The 17984-nt window shown below is 67.0% G+C and carries 17 protein-coding genes and 1 other RNA gene; 15 read left to right on the top strand and 3 right to left on the bottom strand.

Annotated features, from left to right (window positions below; translation table 11 throughout):
* Positions 1-34 precede the first annotated feature (34 nt).
* Positions 35-361, bottom strand: coding sequence for a thioredoxin TrxA (gene trxA / locus FPJ27_RS28480; protein ID WP_006402348.1), 327 nt, complete (start codon positions 359-361; stop codon positions 35-37).
* A 392-nt stretch (positions 362-753) separates the two neighbouring features.
* On the opposite strand from trxA, the gene ffs reads away from it, so the two are divergent.
* The 10 genes from ffs to FPJ27_RS28430 all read left to right on the top strand — a co-directional run bounded on the left by ffs (position 754) and on the right by FPJ27_RS28430 (position 10232).
* An RNA gene (ffs, locus tag FPJ27_RS28475) (signal recognition particle sRNA small type) lies at positions 754-852 on the top strand.
* Between the two features lie 127 nt (positions 853-979).
* Complete coding sequence (locus FPJ27_RS28470; protein WP_204423509.1) at positions 980-3340, top strand: DNA polymerase III subunit gamma/tau; 2361 nt, start codon at positions 980-982, stop codon at positions 3338-3340.
* A gap of 98 nt (positions 3341-3438) precedes the next feature.
* Positions 3439-3765 carry a YbaB/EbfC family nucleoid-associated protein gene (locus tag FPJ27_RS28465; RefSeq protein ID WP_006482124.1) on the top strand — a complete coding sequence of 109 codons (327 nt, stop codon included), beginning with the start codon at positions 3439-3441 and terminating at the stop codon, positions 3763-3765.
* Between the two features lie 31 nt (positions 3766-3796).
* A complete protein-coding gene (gene recR, locus FPJ27_RS28460) occupies positions 3797-4393 on the top strand; it encodes a recombination mediator RecR (protein WP_034181272.1) in 597 nt (198 codons plus the stop codon).
* Positions 4394-4441: 48 nt separating this feature from the next.
* Positions 4442-5647, top strand: a complete 1206-nt coding sequence (locus FPJ27_RS28455) for a CaiB/BaiF CoA-transferase family protein (protein ID WP_072437225.1) — start codon at positions 4442-4444, stop codon at positions 5645-5647.
* Positions 5648-5753: 106 nt separating this feature from the next.
* Complete coding sequence (surE, locus tag FPJ27_RS28450; RefSeq protein ID WP_072437226.1) at positions 5754-6515, top strand: 5'/3'-nucleotidase SurE; 762 nt, start codon at positions 5754-5756, stop codon at positions 6513-6515.
* On the top strand, positions 6512-7444 hold the full coding sequence (locus FPJ27_RS28445) for a protein-L-isoaspartate(D-aspartate) O-methyltransferase (protein WP_072437262.1): 933 nt from the start codon (positions 6512-6514) through the stop codon (positions 7442-7444). Before surE ends, FPJ27_RS28445 begins: the two co-directional genes overlap by 4 nt.
* Positions 7445-7449: 5 nt before the next feature.
* Entirely contained in the window at positions 7450-8352 is a 903-nt protein-coding gene (locus FPJ27_RS28440; protein ID WP_072437227.1) for a peptidoglycan DD-metalloendopeptidase family protein, read from the top strand.
* An 11-nt stretch (positions 8353-8363) separates the two neighbouring features.
* Positions 8364-9452, top strand: coding sequence for an RNA polymerase sigma factor RpoS (gene rpoS, locus FPJ27_RS28435; RefSeq protein WP_034181276.1), 1089 nt, complete (start codon positions 8364-8366; stop codon positions 9450-9452).
* A 3-nt stretch (positions 9453-9455) separates the two neighbouring features.
* On the top strand, positions 9456-10232 hold the full coding sequence (locus tag FPJ27_RS28430) for a 3'-5' exonuclease (RefSeq protein WP_204423508.1): 777 nt from the start codon (positions 9456-9458) through the stop codon (positions 10230-10232).
* Positions 10233-10246: 14 nt separating this feature from the next.
* On the opposite strand, the gene FPJ27_RS28425 is transcribed toward FPJ27_RS28430, so the two are convergent.
* On the bottom strand, positions 10247-11101 hold the full coding sequence (locus FPJ27_RS28425) for an endonuclease/exonuclease/phosphatase family protein (protein ID WP_204423505.1): 855 nt from the start codon (positions 11099-11101) through the stop codon (positions 10247-10249).
* A 197-nt stretch (positions 11102-11298) separates the two neighbouring features.
* Between FPJ27_RS28425 and rlmD the strand changes: the two genes are divergently transcribed.
* On the top strand, positions 11299-12696 hold the full coding sequence (gene rlmD / locus FPJ27_RS28420; protein ID WP_204423501.1) for a 23S rRNA (uracil(1939)-C(5))-methyltransferase RlmD: 1398 nt from the start codon (positions 11299-11301) through the stop codon (positions 12694-12696).
* Between the two features lie 62 nt (positions 12697-12758).
* On the opposite strand, the gene FPJ27_RS28415 is transcribed toward rlmD, so the two are convergent.
* Positions 12759-13457 carry a Bax inhibitor-1/YccA family protein gene (locus tag FPJ27_RS28415; RefSeq protein WP_006761414.1) on the bottom strand — a complete coding sequence of 233 codons (699 nt, stop codon included), beginning with the start codon at positions 13455-13457 and terminating at the stop codon, positions 12759-12761.
* Positions 13458-13706: 249 nt separating this feature from the next.
* Here FPJ27_RS28415 and ndk point away from each other — a divergent pair, with 249 nt between their 5' ends.
* From ndk to ispG, 4 genes are all read left to right on the top strand, one after another.
* The gene (gene ndk / locus FPJ27_RS28410) at positions 13707-14132 is read left to right on the top strand and encodes a nucleoside-diphosphate kinase (RefSeq protein WP_006478674.1); all 426 of its coding nucleotides are present in this window, start codon (positions 13707-13709) and stop codon (positions 14130-14132) included.
* A gap of 55 nt (positions 14133-14187) precedes the next feature.
* Positions 14188-15327 carry a 23S rRNA (adenine(2503)-C(2))-methyltransferase RlmN gene (rlmN, locus tag FPJ27_RS28405; RefSeq protein WP_204423497.1) on the top strand — a complete coding sequence of 380 codons (1140 nt, stop codon included), beginning with the start codon at positions 14188-14190 and terminating at the stop codon, positions 15325-15327.
* A 207-nt stretch (positions 15328-15534) separates the two neighbouring features.
* A complete protein-coding gene (locus FPJ27_RS28400) occupies positions 15535-16551 on the top strand; it encodes a helix-turn-helix domain-containing protein (RefSeq protein WP_204423496.1) in 1017 nt (338 codons plus the stop codon).
* A 112-nt stretch (positions 16552-16663) separates the two neighbouring features.
* Positions 16664-17971 (top strand): flavodoxin-dependent (E)-4-hydroxy-3-methylbut-2-enyl-diphosphate synthase, encoded by a 1308-nt coding sequence (ispG, locus tag FPJ27_RS28395; protein ID WP_072437264.1) that lies wholly within the window; start codon positions 16664-16666, stop codon positions 17969-17971.
* Positions 17972-17984 lie beyond the last annotated feature (13 nt).

Raw genomic sequence — 17984 nt, 5'->3', positions numbered from 1 at the left:
GCCGGTTGACAACACGTCCGCGGAACTGCCGGTATTACAGGTGGCTGTCCAGGAATGCGGTGAGCTGCGACTTCGACAGCGCGCCGACCTTCTGCGCGGCGGCCGCGCCGTTCTTGAACAGGATCAGCGTCGGGATGCCGCGCACGCCGAACTTCGCGGGCGTGGCCTGGTTGTCGTCGACGTTGATCTTCGCGATTTGCAGCTTGTCGCCGTAGTCCTTTGCGACTTCGTCGAGGATCGGGGCGATCATTTTGCACGGGCCGCACCATTCGGCCCAGAAATCGACGAGCACGGGCTTGTCGGACTTGACGACGTCCTGTTCGAACGATGCGTCGCTGATGTGTTTGATCTGTTCGCTCATTGGGTCAATACCTCTTACGGTTCGGGGACTGCCTGCTTGCGCGTTGCGGCGTACCGGCCGCCGTAGGCTGCCGGCCGCCGCGGCAGGTCACTCCGCTCCCCGGAAGAAAGAGGGGCGTAAGCGCTGCATGCCGCGGCTCGCGGGTCGTTCGGGCGTCATATTAGCCTAAATTGCTATCTGCTGCGGGCGGCGATAGTAGCCGCTACGCGAGTAGGGGTACGACGCGACGTTCGACCGTTGTGCCCCGCAGGTGGAGGCCGGCTCGCGAATTACAAGGGGGTGGCATATATGTAGCGATTTGGGGCACTGAACACGCGTCGGCTGGCAGGGTTGTTCGCATTGGTGCGAACAAACGGTCGCATTCGTCCGGAAGCGGTGATAGAATATGCCGTGACGGGCCTCCTCGCATGGTGGGGCGGTGAACCTGGTCAGGTCGGGAACGAAGCAGCCACAATCGTTTTCCGCCAGTGCCGAGGGTCGGGCTCGTCACCTTCCTTCTCGCCCCGTTCGCAGGGCGTTTTTTATTTCCGCGTCACACTCCGTTTTACCTGCACTTTGCCCGTCTTTCGCACCGTTTCGCGTGTCGGCGCAACGCAGCGTTACTGATACAATTTCCCGATGACCTATCAAGTTCTCGCACGCAAGTGGCGTCCGAAGGATTTCGCTTCGCTCGTCGGCCAGGAGCACGTCGTCAGGGCGCTCACGCACGCGCTCGACGGCGGGCGTCTCCATCACGCCTATCTGTTTACCGGAACCCGCGGTGTCGGCAAGACGACGCTGTCGCGGATCTTCGCGAAGGCGCTCAACTGTGAAACCGGCGTCACGTCGCAGCCGTGCGGCGTGTGCCGTGCCTGTCGCGAGATCGACGAGGGGCGTTTCGTCGATTACGTGGAGATGGATGCCGCGAGCAACCGCGGCGTCGACGAAATGGCCGCGCTGCTCGAGCGCGCGGTGTACGCGCCCGTCGATGCGCGCTTCAAGGTCTACATGATCGACGAAGTGCACATGCTGACGAACCACGCGTTCAACGCGATGCTGAAGACGCTCGAAGAGCCGCCGCCACACGTCAAGTTCATCCTCGCGACGACCGATCCGCAGAAAATTCCCGTCACCGTGCTGTCGCGCTGCCTTCAGTTCAACCTGAAGCAGATGCCGGCCGGGCACATCGTGTCGCATCTCGAACGGATCCTCGGCGAAGAGCGGATCACGTTCGAGCCGCAGGCGCTGCGCCTGCTCGCGCGTGCCGCGCAGGGCAGCATGCGCGACGCGCTGTCGCTCACCGACCAGGCGATCGCCTATTCGGCGAACGAGGTGACCGAGTCGGCCGTGTCGGGCATGCTCGGCGCGCTCGACCAGACTTACATGGTGCGCCTGCTCGACGCGCTCGCGGCCGGCGGCGGCCCGGAAATCCTCGCGATTGCCGACGAGATGTCGCTGCGCAGCCTGTCGTTCTCGACTGCGCTGCAGGATCTCGCGAGCCTGCTGCACCGGATCGCATGGGCGCAGTTCGCGCCGGGCTCGGTGCTCGACGAATGGCCGGAAGCGGCCGACCTGCGCCGCTTCGCGGAGACGCTGAGCCCCGAGCAGGTGCAGTTGTTCTATCAGATCGCGACGGTCGGCCGCGCGGAGCTCGGCCTCGCGCCGGACGAGTACGCCGGTTTCACGATGACGCTGCTGCGGATGCTCGCGTTCGAGCCGGCCGTTGCCGCCGGCAGTGCGCCGGGCGGCCAGCCGTCCGTGCCGCGTGCAGTGCCGGGCCCGCGCGCTGCCGCGGCTTCGGCCGCTGCGGCGAAGCCGGTATTGGCTGCCGCCGCCGACGCAGTGCGTCCGCAGGCTGCCGCACCGGCTGCCCCCGTTGCGCCGGTTGTGCGTTCAGCGCCGGCGCAGTCCGGCGCCGAAGCGAGCCGGCCGGCCGTGAAGCCGGCTGCAGCCCAGGCGTCCGCGCCGGTTCCGGTTGATGCACAAGTTGTCGAGGCGCCGCAGCCGGAAGCGAATGCGGCGCCGCAAGCGGCGCCGGCCGGCGATATGCCGCCACCGGCCCGCAAGGAACCCGAGCCACCTGCCGCTGCTGCCGTTGCGCAACGAAACGACGAACCGGCTGCGCCGGCCGAACCGGTGCCGCGTGCTGCGCCACCCGAGCCCGCCGCGCGTCCGGCATCGCGCGCAGGCGGTGCCGCTGCCGCGCTCGACGTGCTGCGCAACGCGGGGATGCGTGTGTCGTCCGACCGTGCGCGGGCAGGCGCCGCCCCGAAGCCGGCGGTCCAGCCGGCCGCCGAGAAGCCGGCCGCGCCGCGTCCTGCCGTGCAGGTGCCGACGCCGCGCGCTGCCGCCCGTGCGCCGCAAGCATCCGATTCGCGCCAGGCTTCGCCGCCGTGGGAGGACATCCCGCCGGACGACTACGTGCCGCTCAGCGCCGACGAGATGTTCGGCGGGCCCGACGATGGCTTCGTCCCCGTGTTCGACAGCGGTCCCGACGATGTGCGCGTGGCGCCGCAGCCGGCGGAAGCGCGTCCGGCCGCACCGGTCGACACGCGTCCGTTGCCGCCCGCGATCGCGCTCGATCCGGTCGGTTTCGACGGCGAATGGCCGGCGCTGGCCGCGCGGCTGCCGCTCAAGGGCGTCGCATACCAGCTCGCGTTCAACAGCGAACTGACGGCTGTCGATGCGACCACGTTGAAACTTTCCGTGCCGGTGCCGCAGTACGCGGACGCCGCGCAGGTCGCGAAGCTGAAGGCCGCGCTGGCCGATGCGCTCGGCAAGCCGGTCGAAGTGGCGGTCGAGGTCGGGCCTGCACGACGCACGGCGGCGGCGCTCGACGCGGCCGCGCGCGCGGCTCGCCAGCGCGAGGCCGAGCAGGAGATTCATGGCGACCCGTTCGTCCAGCAGCTCGTGCGCGACTTCGGTGCGCGCATCGTCGAGGGCTCGGTGCGCCCGCTCGCCGATTCGGCGCCGGACGGCCCGCCGCCGACGCTGCATTGAACTGACCGCACCGCGACAGGCACAATCACGCCCGCACACACTGGCCGGCACGCTCGGCGTGCCGGTTTTCACACGATCAAGAAAGAAGGAGTATTCCCATGTTGAAAGGCAACCTCGCCGGACTGATGAAGCAAGCGCAGCAAATGCAGGAAAACATGAAGAAGATGCAGGAGCAGCTTGCGCTGATCGAGGTCGAAGGGCAGTCGGGGGCGGGCCTCGTCAAGGTGACGATGACGTGCCGCAACGAAGTGCGTCGCGTGTCGATCGACCCGAGCCTGCTCGCGGACGACAAGGACATGCTCGAGGATCTCGTCGCGGCTGCGTTCAACGACGCCGTGCGCAAGGCCGAAGCGACGTCGCAGGAAAAGATGAGCGGCATGACGTCGGGCCTGCCGCTGCCCCCGGGCTTCAAGCTGCCGTTCTGAACGCGGCGTCCTTGCCACTGTTTGCCGCCGTATGAAACAGCCGTCCGCCCTGTCCGCTCTCGTCGAGGCACTACGCGTGCTGCCCGGCGTCGGGCCGAAATCCGCGCAGCGCATGGCGGTCCACCTGATGCAGCACGACCGCGAGGGCGCGGAGCGGCTCGGCCGGTCGCTGCTGTTCGCGACCGAGCATCTGCAGCACTGCGAGAAGTGCAACACGTTCACCGAAGCGCAGATTTGCGAGGTCTGCAGCGACGAAGAGCGTGATCCGACGCTGCTGTGCGTCGTCGAGACGCCTGCCGACCAGATCATGCTCGAGCAGACGATGACTTACCGCGGGCTGTATTTCGTGCTGATGGGGCGACTGAGCCCGCTCGACGGGATCGGTCCGAAGGAAATCCATTTCGACCGCCTCGTGCGACGCGCGTCCGACGGAATCGTGAAGGAAGTCGTGCTCGCGACCAACTTCACGAACGAGGGCGAGGCTACCGCGCACTACCTCGGCCAGACGCTGAAGGCGCGCGGCTTGGCGGTCACGCGCCTCGCGCGCGGCGTGCCGGTGGGTGGCGAGCTCGAATACGTCGACGCGGGCACCATCGCCCGCGCGATGCTCGACCGCCGCACGATGTAAGCCGGGCGCCGCCTGCCGGCGGCGCCGTTCCTCATGCCAGGGAGACACATGAGCACCAGCCAGGGCCCGCTCGCGGGCGTCAAAGTGCTCGAATTCGGAACGCTGATCGCGGGGCCGTTCGCGTCGCGGCTGTTCGCCGAATTCGGCGCTGAAGTGATCAAGATCGAGGATCCGAACGGCGGCGACCCGCTGCGCAAGTGGCGCAAGCTTCATCCGGAGCAGGGCGGCACGTCGCTGTGGTGGTCCGTCCAGGCGCGCAACAAGAAATCGGTCACGCTCAACCTGAAATCCGATGCCGGCAAGGCGATCGCGCGGCAGCTCGCGAGCGAGGCCGACATCGTGATCGAGAACTTCCGTCCGGGCCTGCTCGAAAAGCTCGGGCTCGGTTACGACGTGCTGTCGGCCGACAACCCGGGCCTCGTGATGGTGCGCCTGTCCGGCTACGGGCAGACGGGCCCGTACCGCGACCGGCCCGGCTTCGGCGCGATCGCCGAATCGATGGGCGGGCTGCGCCACATCACCGGCTATCCCGACCTGCCGCCGCCGCGCATCGGCATCTCGATCGGCGATTCGATCGCCGCGCTGCACGGCGTGATCGGCGCGCTGATGGCGCTCCATCACCGCAAGGTCAACGGCGGCGCGGGGCAGGTGGTCGACGTTGCACTGTATGAAGCCGTATTCAACATGATGGAAAGCGTGGTGCCCGAATACGGCGTGTACGGGATGGTGCGCGAGCGCACCGGCGCGTCGCTGCCGGGCATCGTTCCGTCTAATACCTATGCGTGCCGCGACGGCAGCATCGTGATCGGCGGCAACAGCGACCCGATCTTCAAGCGGCTGATGAAGGCGATCGAGCGCGACGACCTCGCCGACGATCCCGCGCTTGCGCGCAACGACGGGCGCGTGCCGCGCACGCAGGAAATCGACGACGCGATTGCCGAGTGGCTCGCGCCGCGCACGATCGACGATGCGCTTGTCGTGCTCAACGCGGCCGACGTGCCCGCCGGGCGCATCTACAGCGCCGCGGACATGTTCACCGATCCGCAGTTCGTCGCGCGGCAGATGATCCAGCGCTTCAAGCTCGCCGACGGCACCGACATTCCGCTCCCGAACATCACGCCGAAGCTGTCGGACACGCCGGGCGAAACGCGCTGGCTCGGGCCCGAGCTCGGCGAGCATACGGATGAGGTGCTGCGCGGCCTCGGCTACGACGCGCAGGCGATTGCCGCGCTGCGCGACGCGGGCGCGATCTGAGCGCGGAACGCCGCCGCTCGATGCGGCGGCGCACCGTGCGCAATCGCTCGTCCGCGGCCGCCGGACTGTCGCTCTCGCGCCATCTTTCCTCGGTTACAATCGCCGGATGCGAATCCTACTCAGCAACGACGACGGCTATCTCGCCCCCGGTCTCGCCGCGCTCAGCGAAGCGCTGCAGCCGCTGGCCGAACTCACGGTGATCGCGCCCGAGCAGAACTGCAGCGGCGCATCGAATTCCCTCACGTTGTGGCGGCCGCTGTCGGTGCAGCGCGCGACGGGTACGGGTTTCTTCTACGTGAACGGCACGCCGACCGATTCGGTGCACGTCGCGTTGACGGGGATGGCCGACGCGAAGCCGGACCTCGTCGTGTCGGGGATCAACAACGGCCAGAACATGGGCGAAGACACGCTCTATTCGGGGACAGTTGCAGCGGCTACCGAAGGCATCATGTTCGGCGTTCCCGCCATCGCATTCTCGCTGGCCGACAAGGGCTGGACCCATCTGGCGGACGCCGCGCGTGTCGCCGCGGAAATCGTCGAGCACTTCCTCGCGAATCCGCTGCCGGGCCAGCCGCTGCTGAACGTCAATATTCCGAACCTGCCTTACGACGAACTGAAGGGCTGGAAGGTCACGCGCCTCGGCAAGCGTCATCCGTCGCAGCCGGTGATTCGCCAGACCGACCCGCGCGGCGAGCCGGTCTACTGGATCGGGGCGGCGGGCGCGGCGCTGGACGCGAGCGAGGGCACCGATTTCCACGCCGTCGCAAACGGTTTCGTGTCGATCACGCCGCTGCAGCTCGACCTCACGCATACGCAGATGCTGCCCGCGACGCGCGAATGGGCGCGCGCCGGAGGGCGGGCTTCATGAGCGGCGAGCGCGCGAAGCGGTTCCCGCTCGCGCTCGAAGATCTCAAGCGAGCGCCACGCAAATCGGAAGGTCGGGCCGGCGAACGCCATGCGGCGGTCGCGGTGCCGAAGGCCACCGACAAGCCCGCAGCCGTGCTGAAACCGGTTGCGGTAAAGCCGGCTGCCGGGCGGGCGCCGCTGTCCGGTTCCGCCGCCGCGAAGCCTGCGACCGCGCCGAAGCCGACCGCGTTGAAGCCTGCGCTGCCGAAGCCGGCCGCGCCGAGCGTCGCGCCGGCCGGCGCGTTCGCGCTCACGTCGGAACGTGTGCGCGAGCGGATGGTCGAACGGCTGCGCGCGAACGGCGTGACCGACGCGCGTGTGCTGGAAGCGATGGCCGCGGTGCCGCGCCACATGTTCGTGGATCCTGGGCTCGCGACGCAGGCCTATGAGGATTCGGCGTTGCCGATCGGTCATCAGCAAACAATTTCAAAGCCGTCGGTCGTCGCGCGCATGATCGAGCTCGCGATGGCCGGCCGCACGCTCGAGCGCGTCCTCGAGATCGGTACGGGCTGCGGCTATCAGGCCGCCGTGCTGAGCCACGTGGCACGCGACGTGTATTCGATTGAACGCATCAAGCCGCTCTACGAGCGCGCGAAGCTGAACCTGCGGCCGCTGCGCGTGCCGAACATCCGCCTGCACTACGGCGACGGGCGTGTCGGCCTGCCGTCCGCGGCCCCGTTCGACGCGATCGTGATCGCGGCGGCGGGGCTCGACGTGCCGCAGGCGCTGCTCGAGCAGCTTGCGATCGGCGGGCGGCTCGTCGCGCCGGTCGGCGCGCAGAGCGGGCAGCACCAGGTGCTCACGCTCGTCGAGCGCGTCGCGCACGCGCAATGGCGAGAGTCCCGGCTTGATCGCGTTTTCTTTGTCCCTTTAAAATCCGGAGTGATTTGAAACCGATGAGTATGTTGCGCGCGATGCAAAACAACCGATCCAGGGAACCGCTCACGTTCGCCCAGCGCGCGATCTGTGTGGCTGCGTTCTCCACGCTACTGGCTGCCTGTGCGACGCGGCTCGACAACGCGCCCGTCGTCGACCGCTCCGGGTCGCTCGGCACGACGGCCACCGCGCAACCCGCGGTGCCGCTCGGGCCGCCGCCGCCGGGTTACTACCGGGTGAAGCCGGGCGACACGCTGTACCGGATCGCGCTCGAGAACGGGCAGAACTATCGCGACATCGCGTCGTGGAACAACCTGACGAACCCGAACCAGATCGAAGTCGACCAGTTGCTGCGCGTTGCGCCGCCGGGCGGCGCTGCGGTTGCGGGCGTACCGGCTGCGGGCGTACCGGCTGCTGCTCCGATCGCGGGCGCCGCCGTCGCGACTGCGCCGCTCAGCAGCGGTCCCGCGACGCCGGCCGCCGGCACGTCGTCCACGCTCGCAACGCCGCCGGCTGCGGCCACCGGGTCGAGCGACACGGCGGCGGCCCCGAGCGGCCCCGTGACGTTCGCGTGGCCCGCGCGCGGCCCGGTGCTGAACGGGTTCGACGACGCGAAGAACAAGGGGGTCAACATCGGCGGCACGGCCGGCGAGACCGTGAAGGCGGCGGCCGACGGCCGCGTCGTCTACTCGGGCAACGGCCTGCGTGGCTACGGCAACCTCATTATCATCAAACACGATGCAACTTACCTCACGGCGTATGCACACAATCGCGCTTTGATGGTAAAAGAGGGGGACGCGGTAACGAAGGGGCAGAAGATCGCCGAGATGGGTAACAGCGATGCCGACCGCGTGATGCTGCATTTCGAGGTTCGCCGGCAGGGTAAGCCTGTCGATCCGCTGAAGTATTTGCCGCCTCAATAACCGAGACGACCATGCCGAAATCGAAGCGCCACGAGCCGCAAGCCGAGTCTGAGAAGATCAGTCGTGCCACGCAAGCATCGGCGGGGCGAGCTGGCGCTTCGACGGACGATGACGACGACGTCGCGGAAAACGAACGAGATCTCGAGGCACGCGACGCCGAGGCGGACGGTGGCGACGACGAGCGCGAAGGCCGCGCGGAAGCCGCGCCCGACGTCGACGATTTCCGCACGCTGCTGCAGGCCGAGCTCACGGCCGACACGATCCAGCATTACCTGAACCGCATCAGCGTGAAGCCGCTGCTGACCGTCGAGGAAGAGCAGCGCTATTCCCGGCTCGCCAAGGCCGGCGAATTCGAGGCGCGGCAGGTGATGATCGAGCGCAACCTGCGTCTCGTCGTCAGCATCGCCAAGGGGTATCTGAACCGCGGCGTGCCGCTGCTCGACCTGATCGAGGAGGGCAACCTCGGCCTGATGCACGCGATCGAGAAATTCGACCCGACGCGCGGTTTCCGTTTCTCGACCTACGCGACCTGGTGGATCCGGCAGAGCATCGAGCGGGCGATCATGAACCAGGCCCGCACGGTGCGCCTGCCCGTGCACGTGATCCGCGAACTGAACCAGGTGCTGCGCGCGAAGCGCCACCTCGAAAAGAATTCGATGTCGACGGGCGAGGCGGCCGAGCGCCGCGAAGCCAGCATCGACGACATCGCCTATCTCACCGGCAAGACCGCCGAGGAAGTCACCGACATCCTCGCGCTCAACGAGCACACGGCGTCGCTCGACGCGCCGCTCGACCTCGATCCCGCGAGCAGCCTGCTCGACCTGCTGCCCGACGACCAGAGCCAGTCGCCCGACGCCGAGGTGCAGCACCGCGAGCTCGAGACGCTGACGCGCGCGTGGCTGTCGCGGCTGTCCGACAAGCATCGGCACGTGATCGAGCGCCGCTTCGGCCTGAACCACATCGAACCGGCGACGCTCGAAGAGCTCGCCGACGAGATGGGGCTCACGCGCGAGCGCGTGCGGCAGATCCAGCAGGAAGCGCTGGTGCGCCTCAAGCGGTTTTTCGCCTCCAACGGCGTGCGCAAGGACGCCGTTCTGTAACCGATGACTCCGATTCTTGTTTTTGACATCGAGACGATTCCCGATGTCGACGGCATTCGCCGTCTGGAAGACCTGCCGGCGACGCTCGACGATGCCGCCGTGGCCGAACATGCATTCGCCGCACGGCGCGAGAAGACCGGCGGCGATTTCCTGCCGCATCACCTGCAGCGTATCGCGGCGATCTCGTGCGTGTTCCGCGACAACAACGGTTTTCGCGTCCGCTCGCTCGGCACGCCGCAGGACAACGAAGCGACGCTGATCCAGTCGTTTTACCGCGTGATCGAGAAATACACGCCGCAGCTCGTGTCGTGGAACGGCGGCGGCTTCGATCTTCCGGTGCTCCATTACCGCGCGCTGGTGCACGGTATCCCCGCGACCCGCTATTGGGATCTCGGCGAGGACGACCGCGAGTTCAAGTGGAACAACTACATCTCGCGCTATCACTCGCGGCATACCGACCTGATGGATGTGCTCGCGATGTATCAGGCGCGCGCGAACGCGCCGCTCGACGCGCTCGCGAAGATGTGCGGCTTTCCGGGCAAGCTCGGGATGGACGGCAGCCAGGTGTGGCCGGCGTTCCAGGACGGGCGAATCGACGAGATCCGCAATTATTGCGAGACCGACGTCGTCAATACGTACCTGCTGTATTGCCGGTTCCAGCTGATGCGCGGCGGCCTGACGCAGAGCGAGTATGCGGACGAGATCCTGCTCGTGAAGAACGTGCTCGCGCAGGAACCGGCGTCGCACTGGGCCGAATACCTGGCCGGCTTCGCCGCGTAGCGCGGCCGGGGCGATCAAGCGAGTTCGAGCAGCACCGGCTGATGATCCGACGCGCGCACGTCGCCGTCGATCTCGCAGCGCATGACGCGCGGCAGCAGCGTTTCCGTCACGAACACGAAGTCGCACGCGAGCGGCCCCTCCGACCATTGCACCGTATCGTAGACGCCGGCTGTCGGCGGCGGCGTGCTGCCGGGATGCCGCGCGACCCATGCGTCGACGAAGCGCGGGGCGTCGGCGATCGGCTCCAGGAAGCGCCGGTACGCATCGCTGCCGAACGCGCTGTTGAAATCGCCGCAGACGATCGCATCGCGCGGCTGGCCGGTCGCGCTGAACGGTCCCTCGGCAGTTTCGGCGGGCGCGGGCCGTTCCGCGTGCGCGCAGGCCTCGCGATGCCGGGCGCGCAGCGCGTCGACCTGCGCAAGCCGCTGGCGCGCCGAATAGTATTCGAGGTGCGTGGTGACCACGCGCAGCGGGCCGAAAGGCGCGTGCAGCTCGACGTCGAGCGCGATGCGCGGCATCGACGGCGCGCCGGCGTCGGCCGGCCACGGCAGTAACTGGCGCAGCACGCGCCCGACCGGCAGCCGGGTCGCGATCGCATTACCGAACTGGCGGCGCGGTGCGCCCGGTTCGAGGGCCGGCAGGTCCGCGCCGATGGCTTCGACGATCGTATAGCCGGGCAGCAGTGCCGCGAGTTCGACGAACTGGTCGGGGCCGGGCCGGCCGGGCAATGCGCCGAAGCCGCGCGTGACTTCCTGCAGGCACAGCACGTCGAAATCGCCGAGCCGGCGGATCGTCGCGACGGTGCGCGAAAGATCGACAACGCCGTTGGCGTCCCGACCCCATTGGATGTTCCAGTCGATCAGTTGCATGGTCGAATCTCCTGCCGGGCGGATCTCTGGTTCCCGGCCTCTCCTGACTGGTTCGCATCCCGCCGGCTGCGGGCCTTCCTGAGCTATTCGCGCGGCCGTCTATGCTTAAGTGTCGGCGCTTGCCCGATGCAAAGCGGCCGATGCGGGCCTTCGTCGTCTACAATCTCGCCTTCTTCAACGTTTGTCAGGAAAAGCTGGTGTCCGAAGCCGTCCCCACTTCTGCGCGCAAATCGAAAAATGCGCCCGTCGCGCCCGGGATCGCCCCGGTTCTCGAGATCGAATCGCTCGACATGGAAGCGCGCGGTGTCGGCCGCACGATGACCGAGGACGGCGAGCCGGGCAAGGTCATCTTCGTCGAGGGGGCGCTGCCCGGCGAGCGCGTGACCTATTCGAGCTACCGCCGCAAGCCGAGCTACGAGCAGGCGACGGTAGTCGACATTCTGCGCCCGAGCGTGATGCGCACGCAGCCGAAATGCAAGTTCTTCGGCACCTGCGGCGGCTGCTCGATGCAGCATCTCGACATGCGCGCGCAGGTGGCGGTCAAGCAGCGCGTGCTCGAAGACAACCTGTGGCACCTGGCGAAGCTGCGGGCGGAAACGATGTTCGCGCCGATCCACGGCCCGTCGTGGGGTTATCGCTACCGGGCGCGCCTGACCGTGCGCAACGTGGCGAAGAAGGGCGGCGTGCTGGTAGGGTTCCACGAGAAGAAGAGCAGCTACGTTGCCGACATGACGAGCTGCGAGGTGCTGCCGCCGCACGTGTCGGCGATGCTCGTGCCGCTGCGCCGGCTCGTCGAGGGGCTGTCGATCCGCGATCGGATGCCGCAGATCGAGCTCGCGGTCGGCTCGGAGGTCACGGCGCTCGTGCTGCGCGTGCTGGAGCCGATCAACGCGGACGACGAAGCTTTGCTGCGCGCGTTCGCGGACGAGCACAAGGTGCAGTTCTGGCTGCAGCCGAAGGGCCCCGACACGGTGACGCCGTTCTATCCGCTCGACGTGTCGCTCGACTACACGCTGCCGGAGTTCGGCATCCGCATGCCGTTCAAGCCGACCGACTTCACGCAGGTCAACCATCAGATCAACCGCGTGCTGGTGGGCCGTGCGCTGCGTCTGCTCGCACCGTCGCGCGACGACCGCGTGCTCGACCTGTTCTGCGGGATCGGCAACTTCACGCTGCCGCTCGCGCGGCTGTCGCGCGAAGTGATGGGCATCGAGGGCAGCGACACGCTGACGACGCGCGCGCTTGCGAATGCGCGCGAGAACGGTGTCGACGGCCATACGACGTTCGCGTGCCGGAACCTGTTCGAAGTGACGGGCGATGACATCCGCGCGCTCGGCGCATTCGACAAGTTCCTGATCGATCCGCCGCGCGAAGGCGCGCTTGCGGTGTCGAAGGCGCTGGCCGAGATTGCGCAAAGCGGCGAAGGCCCGCTGCCGAAGCGGATCGTCTACGTGTCGTGCAACCCGTCGACGCTTGCGCGCGATGCGGGCCTGCTCGTGCACGAGGCCGGCTACCGGCTGAAGGGCGCCGGTGTCGTGAACATGTTCCCGAACACGTCGCACGTCGAATCGATTGCGCTGTTCGAGCGCGACTGAGCCCGGAGGCGGACGTAAAAAAACCGGCCCGAGGGCCGGTTTTTCATGTTGCGTGGCGAACGTCAGTTGCGGTTGCCGCCGAAGATGCCGAGCAGCGCGAGCAGGTTCGTGAACACGTTGTACAGGTCGAGGTAAATCGCGAGCGTCGCCGAGATGTAGTTCGTCTCGCCGCCGTTCACGACGCGCTGGACGTCGAACAGCATGTACGCCGAGAAGATCGCGATCGCGAGCACCGACACGGTGAGCATCAGTGCCGGCAGCTGCAGGAAGATGTTCGCGACCGATGCGAGCAGGATCACGATCACGCCCATGAACAGCCACTTGCCGAGCCCCGAGAAATCGCGCTTGCTGACGGTGGCGATCGTCGCCATCGCGGCGAAGATGATGCCGGTGCCGCCGAACGCGAGCATGATCAGCGACGGGCCGTTCGAGAAACCGAGAATGAAGCTCAGCAGCCGCGACAGCATCAGGCCCATGAAGAACGTGAAGCCGAGCAGCACGAACACGCCGGCCGCGCTGTTCTTCGTCCGCTCGATCGCGAACATGAAGCCGAACGCGATCGCGAAGAACGCGAGCAGGCTCATCATCGGGCTCGTGGCCGCGAACAGCGAGAAGCCCGTCGCGACGCCGACCCAGGCGCCCAGCACGGTCGGCACCATCGATAGCGCGAGCAGCCAGTACGTGTTCCGCAGCACGCGGTTGCGAACCTCGGCGGTGCTGACGGAACCGCCGCGACCGAAATTGTACGGATAGTCGTTCATGGTTTCTCCTAACATGGAACGCGTGGGCGTCCGGGGCCGGTTCGGCGCGCGCGGTGTGCGGCGCAGCAAACCGGAGCAGCTATGGCTAAGATACGTTCCGCACCGCGAGGTTTCAATGGCTGCGCGGCGCAAAACATATGGATTCGGAACCTTTCACGCGTGTAAGGGTTCAATCGCAATGATACACGGGATCGTGCTACAATAGCGGATTCATTTGAACCTGTAACTTCTTAATTTCTTGGAGTTTTTATGGCAATCGAGCGCACCCTGTCGATCATCAAGCCGGATGCGGTGGCAAAGAACGTGATCGGCCAGATCTACAGCCGTTTCGAAGGCGCCGGCCTGAAGATCGTCGCATCGCGCATGGCACATCTGTCGCGTGCTGACGCAGAGAAGTTCTACGCGGTTCACGCAGCGCGTCCGTTCTTCAAGGATCTCGTCGATTTCATGATCTCGGGCCCGGTGATGATCCAGGTTCTGGAAGGTGAAGGCGCGATCCTGAAGAACCGCGACCTGATGGGCGCAACGGATCCGAAGAAGGCGGAAAAGGGCACGATCCGCGCCGACTTCGCCGACAGCATCGACGCGAACGCCGTGCACGGCTCGGACGCAGCTGAAACGGCTGCTGTCGAAATCGCGTTCTTCTTCCCGGAAATGAACGTTTACTCGCGTTAAGCTCTGGCTGACAGCAGGTAGGCAGGATTCAGCGCACGCGGCAAGGCAGCACATCATGACGAGCGAAACTTCCGTCAATCTTCTCGACTTCGATGCCGAGGGTCTTGTCGCGTACTGCGGCAGCCTCGGCGAGAAGCCGTTCCGCGCCAAGCAGTTGCAGCGCTGGATCCACCAATACAACGCCGGCGATTTCGACGGCATGACCGATCTCGCGAAGTCCCTGAGGGAGAAACTCAAGGGCCGCGCGTCGATCGTGATGCCGGATATCGCCAGTGATCACGTTTCCACCGACGGCACGCGCAAGTGGCTGATCGACGTCGGAAACGGCAATGCGGTCGAAACCGTGTTCATCCCGGAAGAGACGCGCGGCACGCTGTGCGTGTCGTCGCAGGCCGGGTGCGCGGTCAACTGCCGCTTCTGTTCGACGGGCAAGCAGGGCTTTTCCCGCAACCTGTCGACAGCCGAAATCATTGGCCAGCTGCGGATGGCCGAATTTGCATTGCGAGCGTCGCTGGGCCGCGCGCCCGGCCCGAACGGCAAGGCCGAACGGGTCGTCACCAACGTGGTGATGATGGGCATGGGCGAGCCGCTCCTGAATTACAGTGCGGTCGTGCCCGCAATGCGGCTGATGCTCGACGACAACGCGTATGGCCTGTCGCGCCGCCGCGTCACGCTGTCGACGTCCGGCGTGGTGCCGATGATGGACCGCCTCGGCGCCGAGTTGCCGGTCGCGCTGGCCGTTTCGCTGCACGCGCCGAACGATGCGCTGCGCGACGAGCTGGTGCCGCTCAACAAGAAGTATCCGCTTCGCGAACTGATGGCCGCGTGCCAGCGCTATCTGAAAGTCGCGCCGCGCGATTTCATTACGTTCGAATACTGCATGCTCGACGGCGTCAACGACACCGAAGCGCATGCGCGCGAACTGCTGGCCGTCACGCGTGACGTGCCGTGCAAGTTCAATCTGATCCCGTTCAATCCGTTTCCGGAATCGGGCCTCATCCGCTCGAAGCCGGAGCAGATCAAGCGCTTTGCACAGGTCCTCATCGACGCGGGTGTCGTCACGACCGTGCGAAAGACGCGCGGCGACGATATCGATGCCGCATGCGGCCAGCTGGCCGGCGCGGTGAAGGACCGCACGCGCCTCGCGGAACGAACGGGCACAGCAGCAAAAATCATCGAAGTTCGGGCGGTTTGACGGGGGCGCCTAGCTGGGGGCGCCCAGCTGGGAGCGCCTAGCTGGGGGTGCCTAGCCGAGGATGCCCGAACCTCTTGGCGGTACAACACGCGAATAGCGATCGGTCGCGGCGCCACGGCGCCGCGCATGGTATGAACAGTTGCGGGTGCCGGCCGGCGGGGAGTCGGCGGCGGCCGCCAGTGAAGAAGAATCGACGCGAGGACAAGGATGAGTGAGCCGCAGCCGACTAACGGCGCAGAGACGAATGCCGCAAGACCGGCACCGGCGGGACTGGAATCGCTGGCGGCGGTCGGCAGCCGGCTGGCGCAGCTTCGGGAGACGAAGGGCTGGACGGTCGACGACGTATCGGCGCGGCTCAAGGTCGCACCGCAGAAGCTTCGGGCGCTCGAGGCCGGCGACATCAGTCATTTGCCTGGCGTGACGTTCGCGCTTGGCGTCGTGCGCAGCTACGCGAAGATGCTCGGCGTGGACCCGGAACCGTTCGCGCAGGCGCTGCGCCGCGAGCGCGGGGTGCCGGAAGTCGATCTGTCGATGCCCGCATCGTCGGGGACGGATCTGCCGCGCGGCCGCGTGTCGATTCCGCTGGGCGGCTCGTCGCACCACCACCCGTGGCTGTGGGGAACGGCGATCGTCGTCGTCGCAGTGGTTGCCGTACTGATGTGGCACACTGGCGGCGATTCGTCGAGCCTGCTCGCGCGCTTCAAGGGCGGCGACGCGGAACATGCGTCGGCTGCGAGCGCGCCGGCGGCATCGTCGTCTTCCGTCGAAGAGGCGGCTGCGAGCGGCACGTCGGCCGTAGCCGCCAATGAGGTTCCGGCCCCGGCCGCTGCATCTGCCGCCCCGGCACCGGCGATTGCGTCTGCTGTCCCGGCGCCCGTGGCCCCGGTCGCGGCGGCTGCATCGCAGCCCGTCGTGGCAACGACGGCCGCGAGTGCCGCTACGCCGGCCGAGCCGGCGAGCGTCGTGGTTGCGGCTGGCCAGTCGATGGTCGAACTGAAGGTCAAGCAGGATTGCTGGTTCAGCGTGCGCGACAAGAACGGCAAGGAGCTGTTCTCGGCACTGGTGCGGGCCGGCGAGACGAAGCAGGTCGCCGGCGACGGGCCGTTCAAGGTCACGATCGGCAACAAGGCGGGCCTCGACGCGGTCGCGTTCGACGGAAAACCTGTCGATCCGGCAAAATATTCGGCAGTGCGGGGTAATGTGGCGCGGTTCACGTTGCCCTGACGTCAAGCGCCGTGGCGAAGGCCTGTCGTCGATATCGGCAGGCCGTGAGGACACGGCGCTTTTTCAATTCATGCGCCGCGTCGCGGCGCATTCCGCGTAAATGGATCTATCGATGCAATCCGAAGCTCAATCCCCACGCAGCAGTCAGATTTGTTCAACCGAGCCGGTGTTCGGCGGGCATCAGCCGCGCCGCGTGTCGCATGCGGTGGATGTCCGCTGGGGCGGGCAGCTCGTGACGATCGGCGGCGCCGCGCCGGTGCGCGTGCAGTCGATGACGAATACCGACACGGCCGACGCGATCGGCACCGCGATCCAGATCAAGGAACTCGCGAACGCGGGCTCCGAGCTGGTGCGCATCACGGTCAACACGCCGGAGGCCGCGGCCGCCGTGCCGGCGATTCGCGAGCAGCTCGACCGGATGGGCGTGACCGTGCCGCTCGTCGGCGATTTCCACTACAACGGCCACCTGCTGCTGCGCGATTACCCGGGCTGCGCGGAGTCGCTGTCGAAGTACCGGATCAACCCCGGCAACGTCGGTCAGGGCGCGAAGCGCGATACGCAGTTCGCGCAGATGATCGAGGCCGCGGCCAAGTACGACAAGCCGGTGCGGATCGGCGTGAACTGGGGCAGTCTCGACCAGGACCTGCTCGCGCGCATGATGGACGAGAACGGCGCGCGTTCGCAGCCGTGGGACGCGCAAAGCGTGATGTACGAGGCGCTGATCCAGTCGGCGATCGGCTCGGCCGAGCGCGCAGTCGAGCTGGGTCTCGGCCGTGACCGCATCGTGCTGTCGTGCAAGGTCAGCGGCGTGCAGGACCTGATTGCCGTGTACCGCGAACTCGGCCGCCGCTGCGGCTTCGCGCTGCATCTCGGGCTGACCGAGGCCGGCATGGGCTCGAAGGGCATCGTCGCATCGACGGCAGCGCTCGGCGTGCTGCTGCAGGAAGGGATCGGCGACACGATCCGCATCTCGCTGACGCCGGAACCGGGCGCGTCGCGCACGGGCGAGGTGATCGTCGGCCAGGAAATCCTCCAGACGATGGGCCTGCGCTCGTTCGCGCCGATGGTGATCGCGTGCCCGGGCTGCGGCCGTACGACGAGCACGCTGTTCCAGGAACTCGCGATGCAGATCCAGACCTACCTGCGCGAGCAGATGCCGGTCTGGCGCAAGGAGTACCCGGGCGTCGAGAAGATGAACGTCGCGGTGATGGGCTGCATCGTCAACGGCCCGGGCGAATCGAAGCACGCGAACATCGGCATCAGCCTGCCGGGTTCGGGCGAAAACCCGGCCGCGCCCGTCTTCATCGACGGCGAGAAGGTCAAGACGCTGCGCGGCGAGCGGATCGCCGAGGAATTCCAGCAGATCGTCAGCGACTACGTCGCACGCAACTATGGCCGCGCCGACGCGGCAGTGAACTAATTCGTCAACACAC

This window comes from Burkholderia sp. MS455 (genome assembly GCF_016899445.1).
GTDB lineage: Bacteria > Pseudomonadota > Gammaproteobacteria > Burkholderiales > Burkholderiaceae > Burkholderia > Burkholderia pyrrocinia_C.
The sequence above is the reverse complement of the archived record's forward strand: the minus strand, read 5'-3'. Positions and strand labels throughout refer to the sequence as shown.

Coding starts and splice junctions, on each gene's coding strand:
- FPJ27_RS28465 (WP_006482124.1), top strand. CDS start 3,439: ATGTTGAAAGGCAACCTCGCCGGACTGATGAAGCAAGCGCAGCAAATG.
- rpoS (WP_034181276.1), top strand. CDS start 8,364: ATGCCGAAATCGAAGCGCCACGAGCCGCAAGCCGAGTCTGAGAAGATC.
- ndk (WP_006478674.1), top strand. CDS start 13,707: ATGGCAATCGAGCGCACCCTGTCGATCATCAAGCCGGATGCGGTGGCA.
- FPJ27_RS28430 (WP_204423508.1), top strand. CDS start 9,456: ATGACTCCGATTCTTGTTTTTGACATCGAGACGATTCCCGATGTCGAC.
- FPJ27_RS28470 (WP_204423509.1), top strand. CDS start 980: ATGACCTATCAAGTTCTCGCACGCAAGTGGCGTCCGAAGGATTTCGCT.
- rlmN (WP_204423497.1), top strand. CDS start 14,188: ATGACGAGCGAAACTTCCGTCAATCTTCTCGACTTCGATGCCGAGGGT.
- surE (WP_072437226.1), top strand. CDS start 5,754: ATGCGAATCCTACTCAGCAACGACGACGGCTATCTCGCCCCCGGTCTC.
- FPJ27_RS28445 (WP_072437262.1), top strand. CDS start 6,512: ATGAGCGGCGAGCGCGCGAAGCGGTTCCCGCTCGCGCTCGAAGATCTC.
- FPJ27_RS28400 (WP_204423496.1), top strand. CDS start 15,535: ATGAGTGAGCCGCAGCCGACTAACGGCGCAGAGACGAATGCCGCAAGA.
- FPJ27_RS28440 (WP_072437227.1), top strand. CDS start 7,450: ATGAGTATGTTGCGCGCGATGCAAAACAACCGATCCAGGGAACCGCTC.
- recR (WP_034181272.1), top strand. CDS start 3,797: ATGAAACAGCCGTCCGCCCTGTCCGCTCTCGTCGAGGCACTACGCGTG.
- FPJ27_RS28455 (WP_072437225.1), top strand. CDS start 4,442: ATGAGCACCAGCCAGGGCCCGCTCGCGGGCGTCAAAGTGCTCGAATTC.
- trxA (WP_006402348.1), bottom strand. CDS start 361: ATGAGCGAACAGATCAAACACATCAGCGACGCATCGTTCGAACAGGAC.
- FPJ27_RS28425 (WP_204423505.1), bottom strand. CDS start 11,101: ATGCAACTGATCGACTGGAACATCCAATGGGGTCGGGACGCCAACGGC.
- ispG (WP_072437264.1), top strand. CDS start 16,664: ATGCAATCCGAAGCTCAATCCCCACGCAGCAGTCAGATTTGTTCAACC.
- FPJ27_RS28415 (WP_006761414.1), bottom strand. CDS start 13,457: ATGAACGACTATCCGTACAATTTCGGTCGCGGCGGTTCCGTCAGCACC.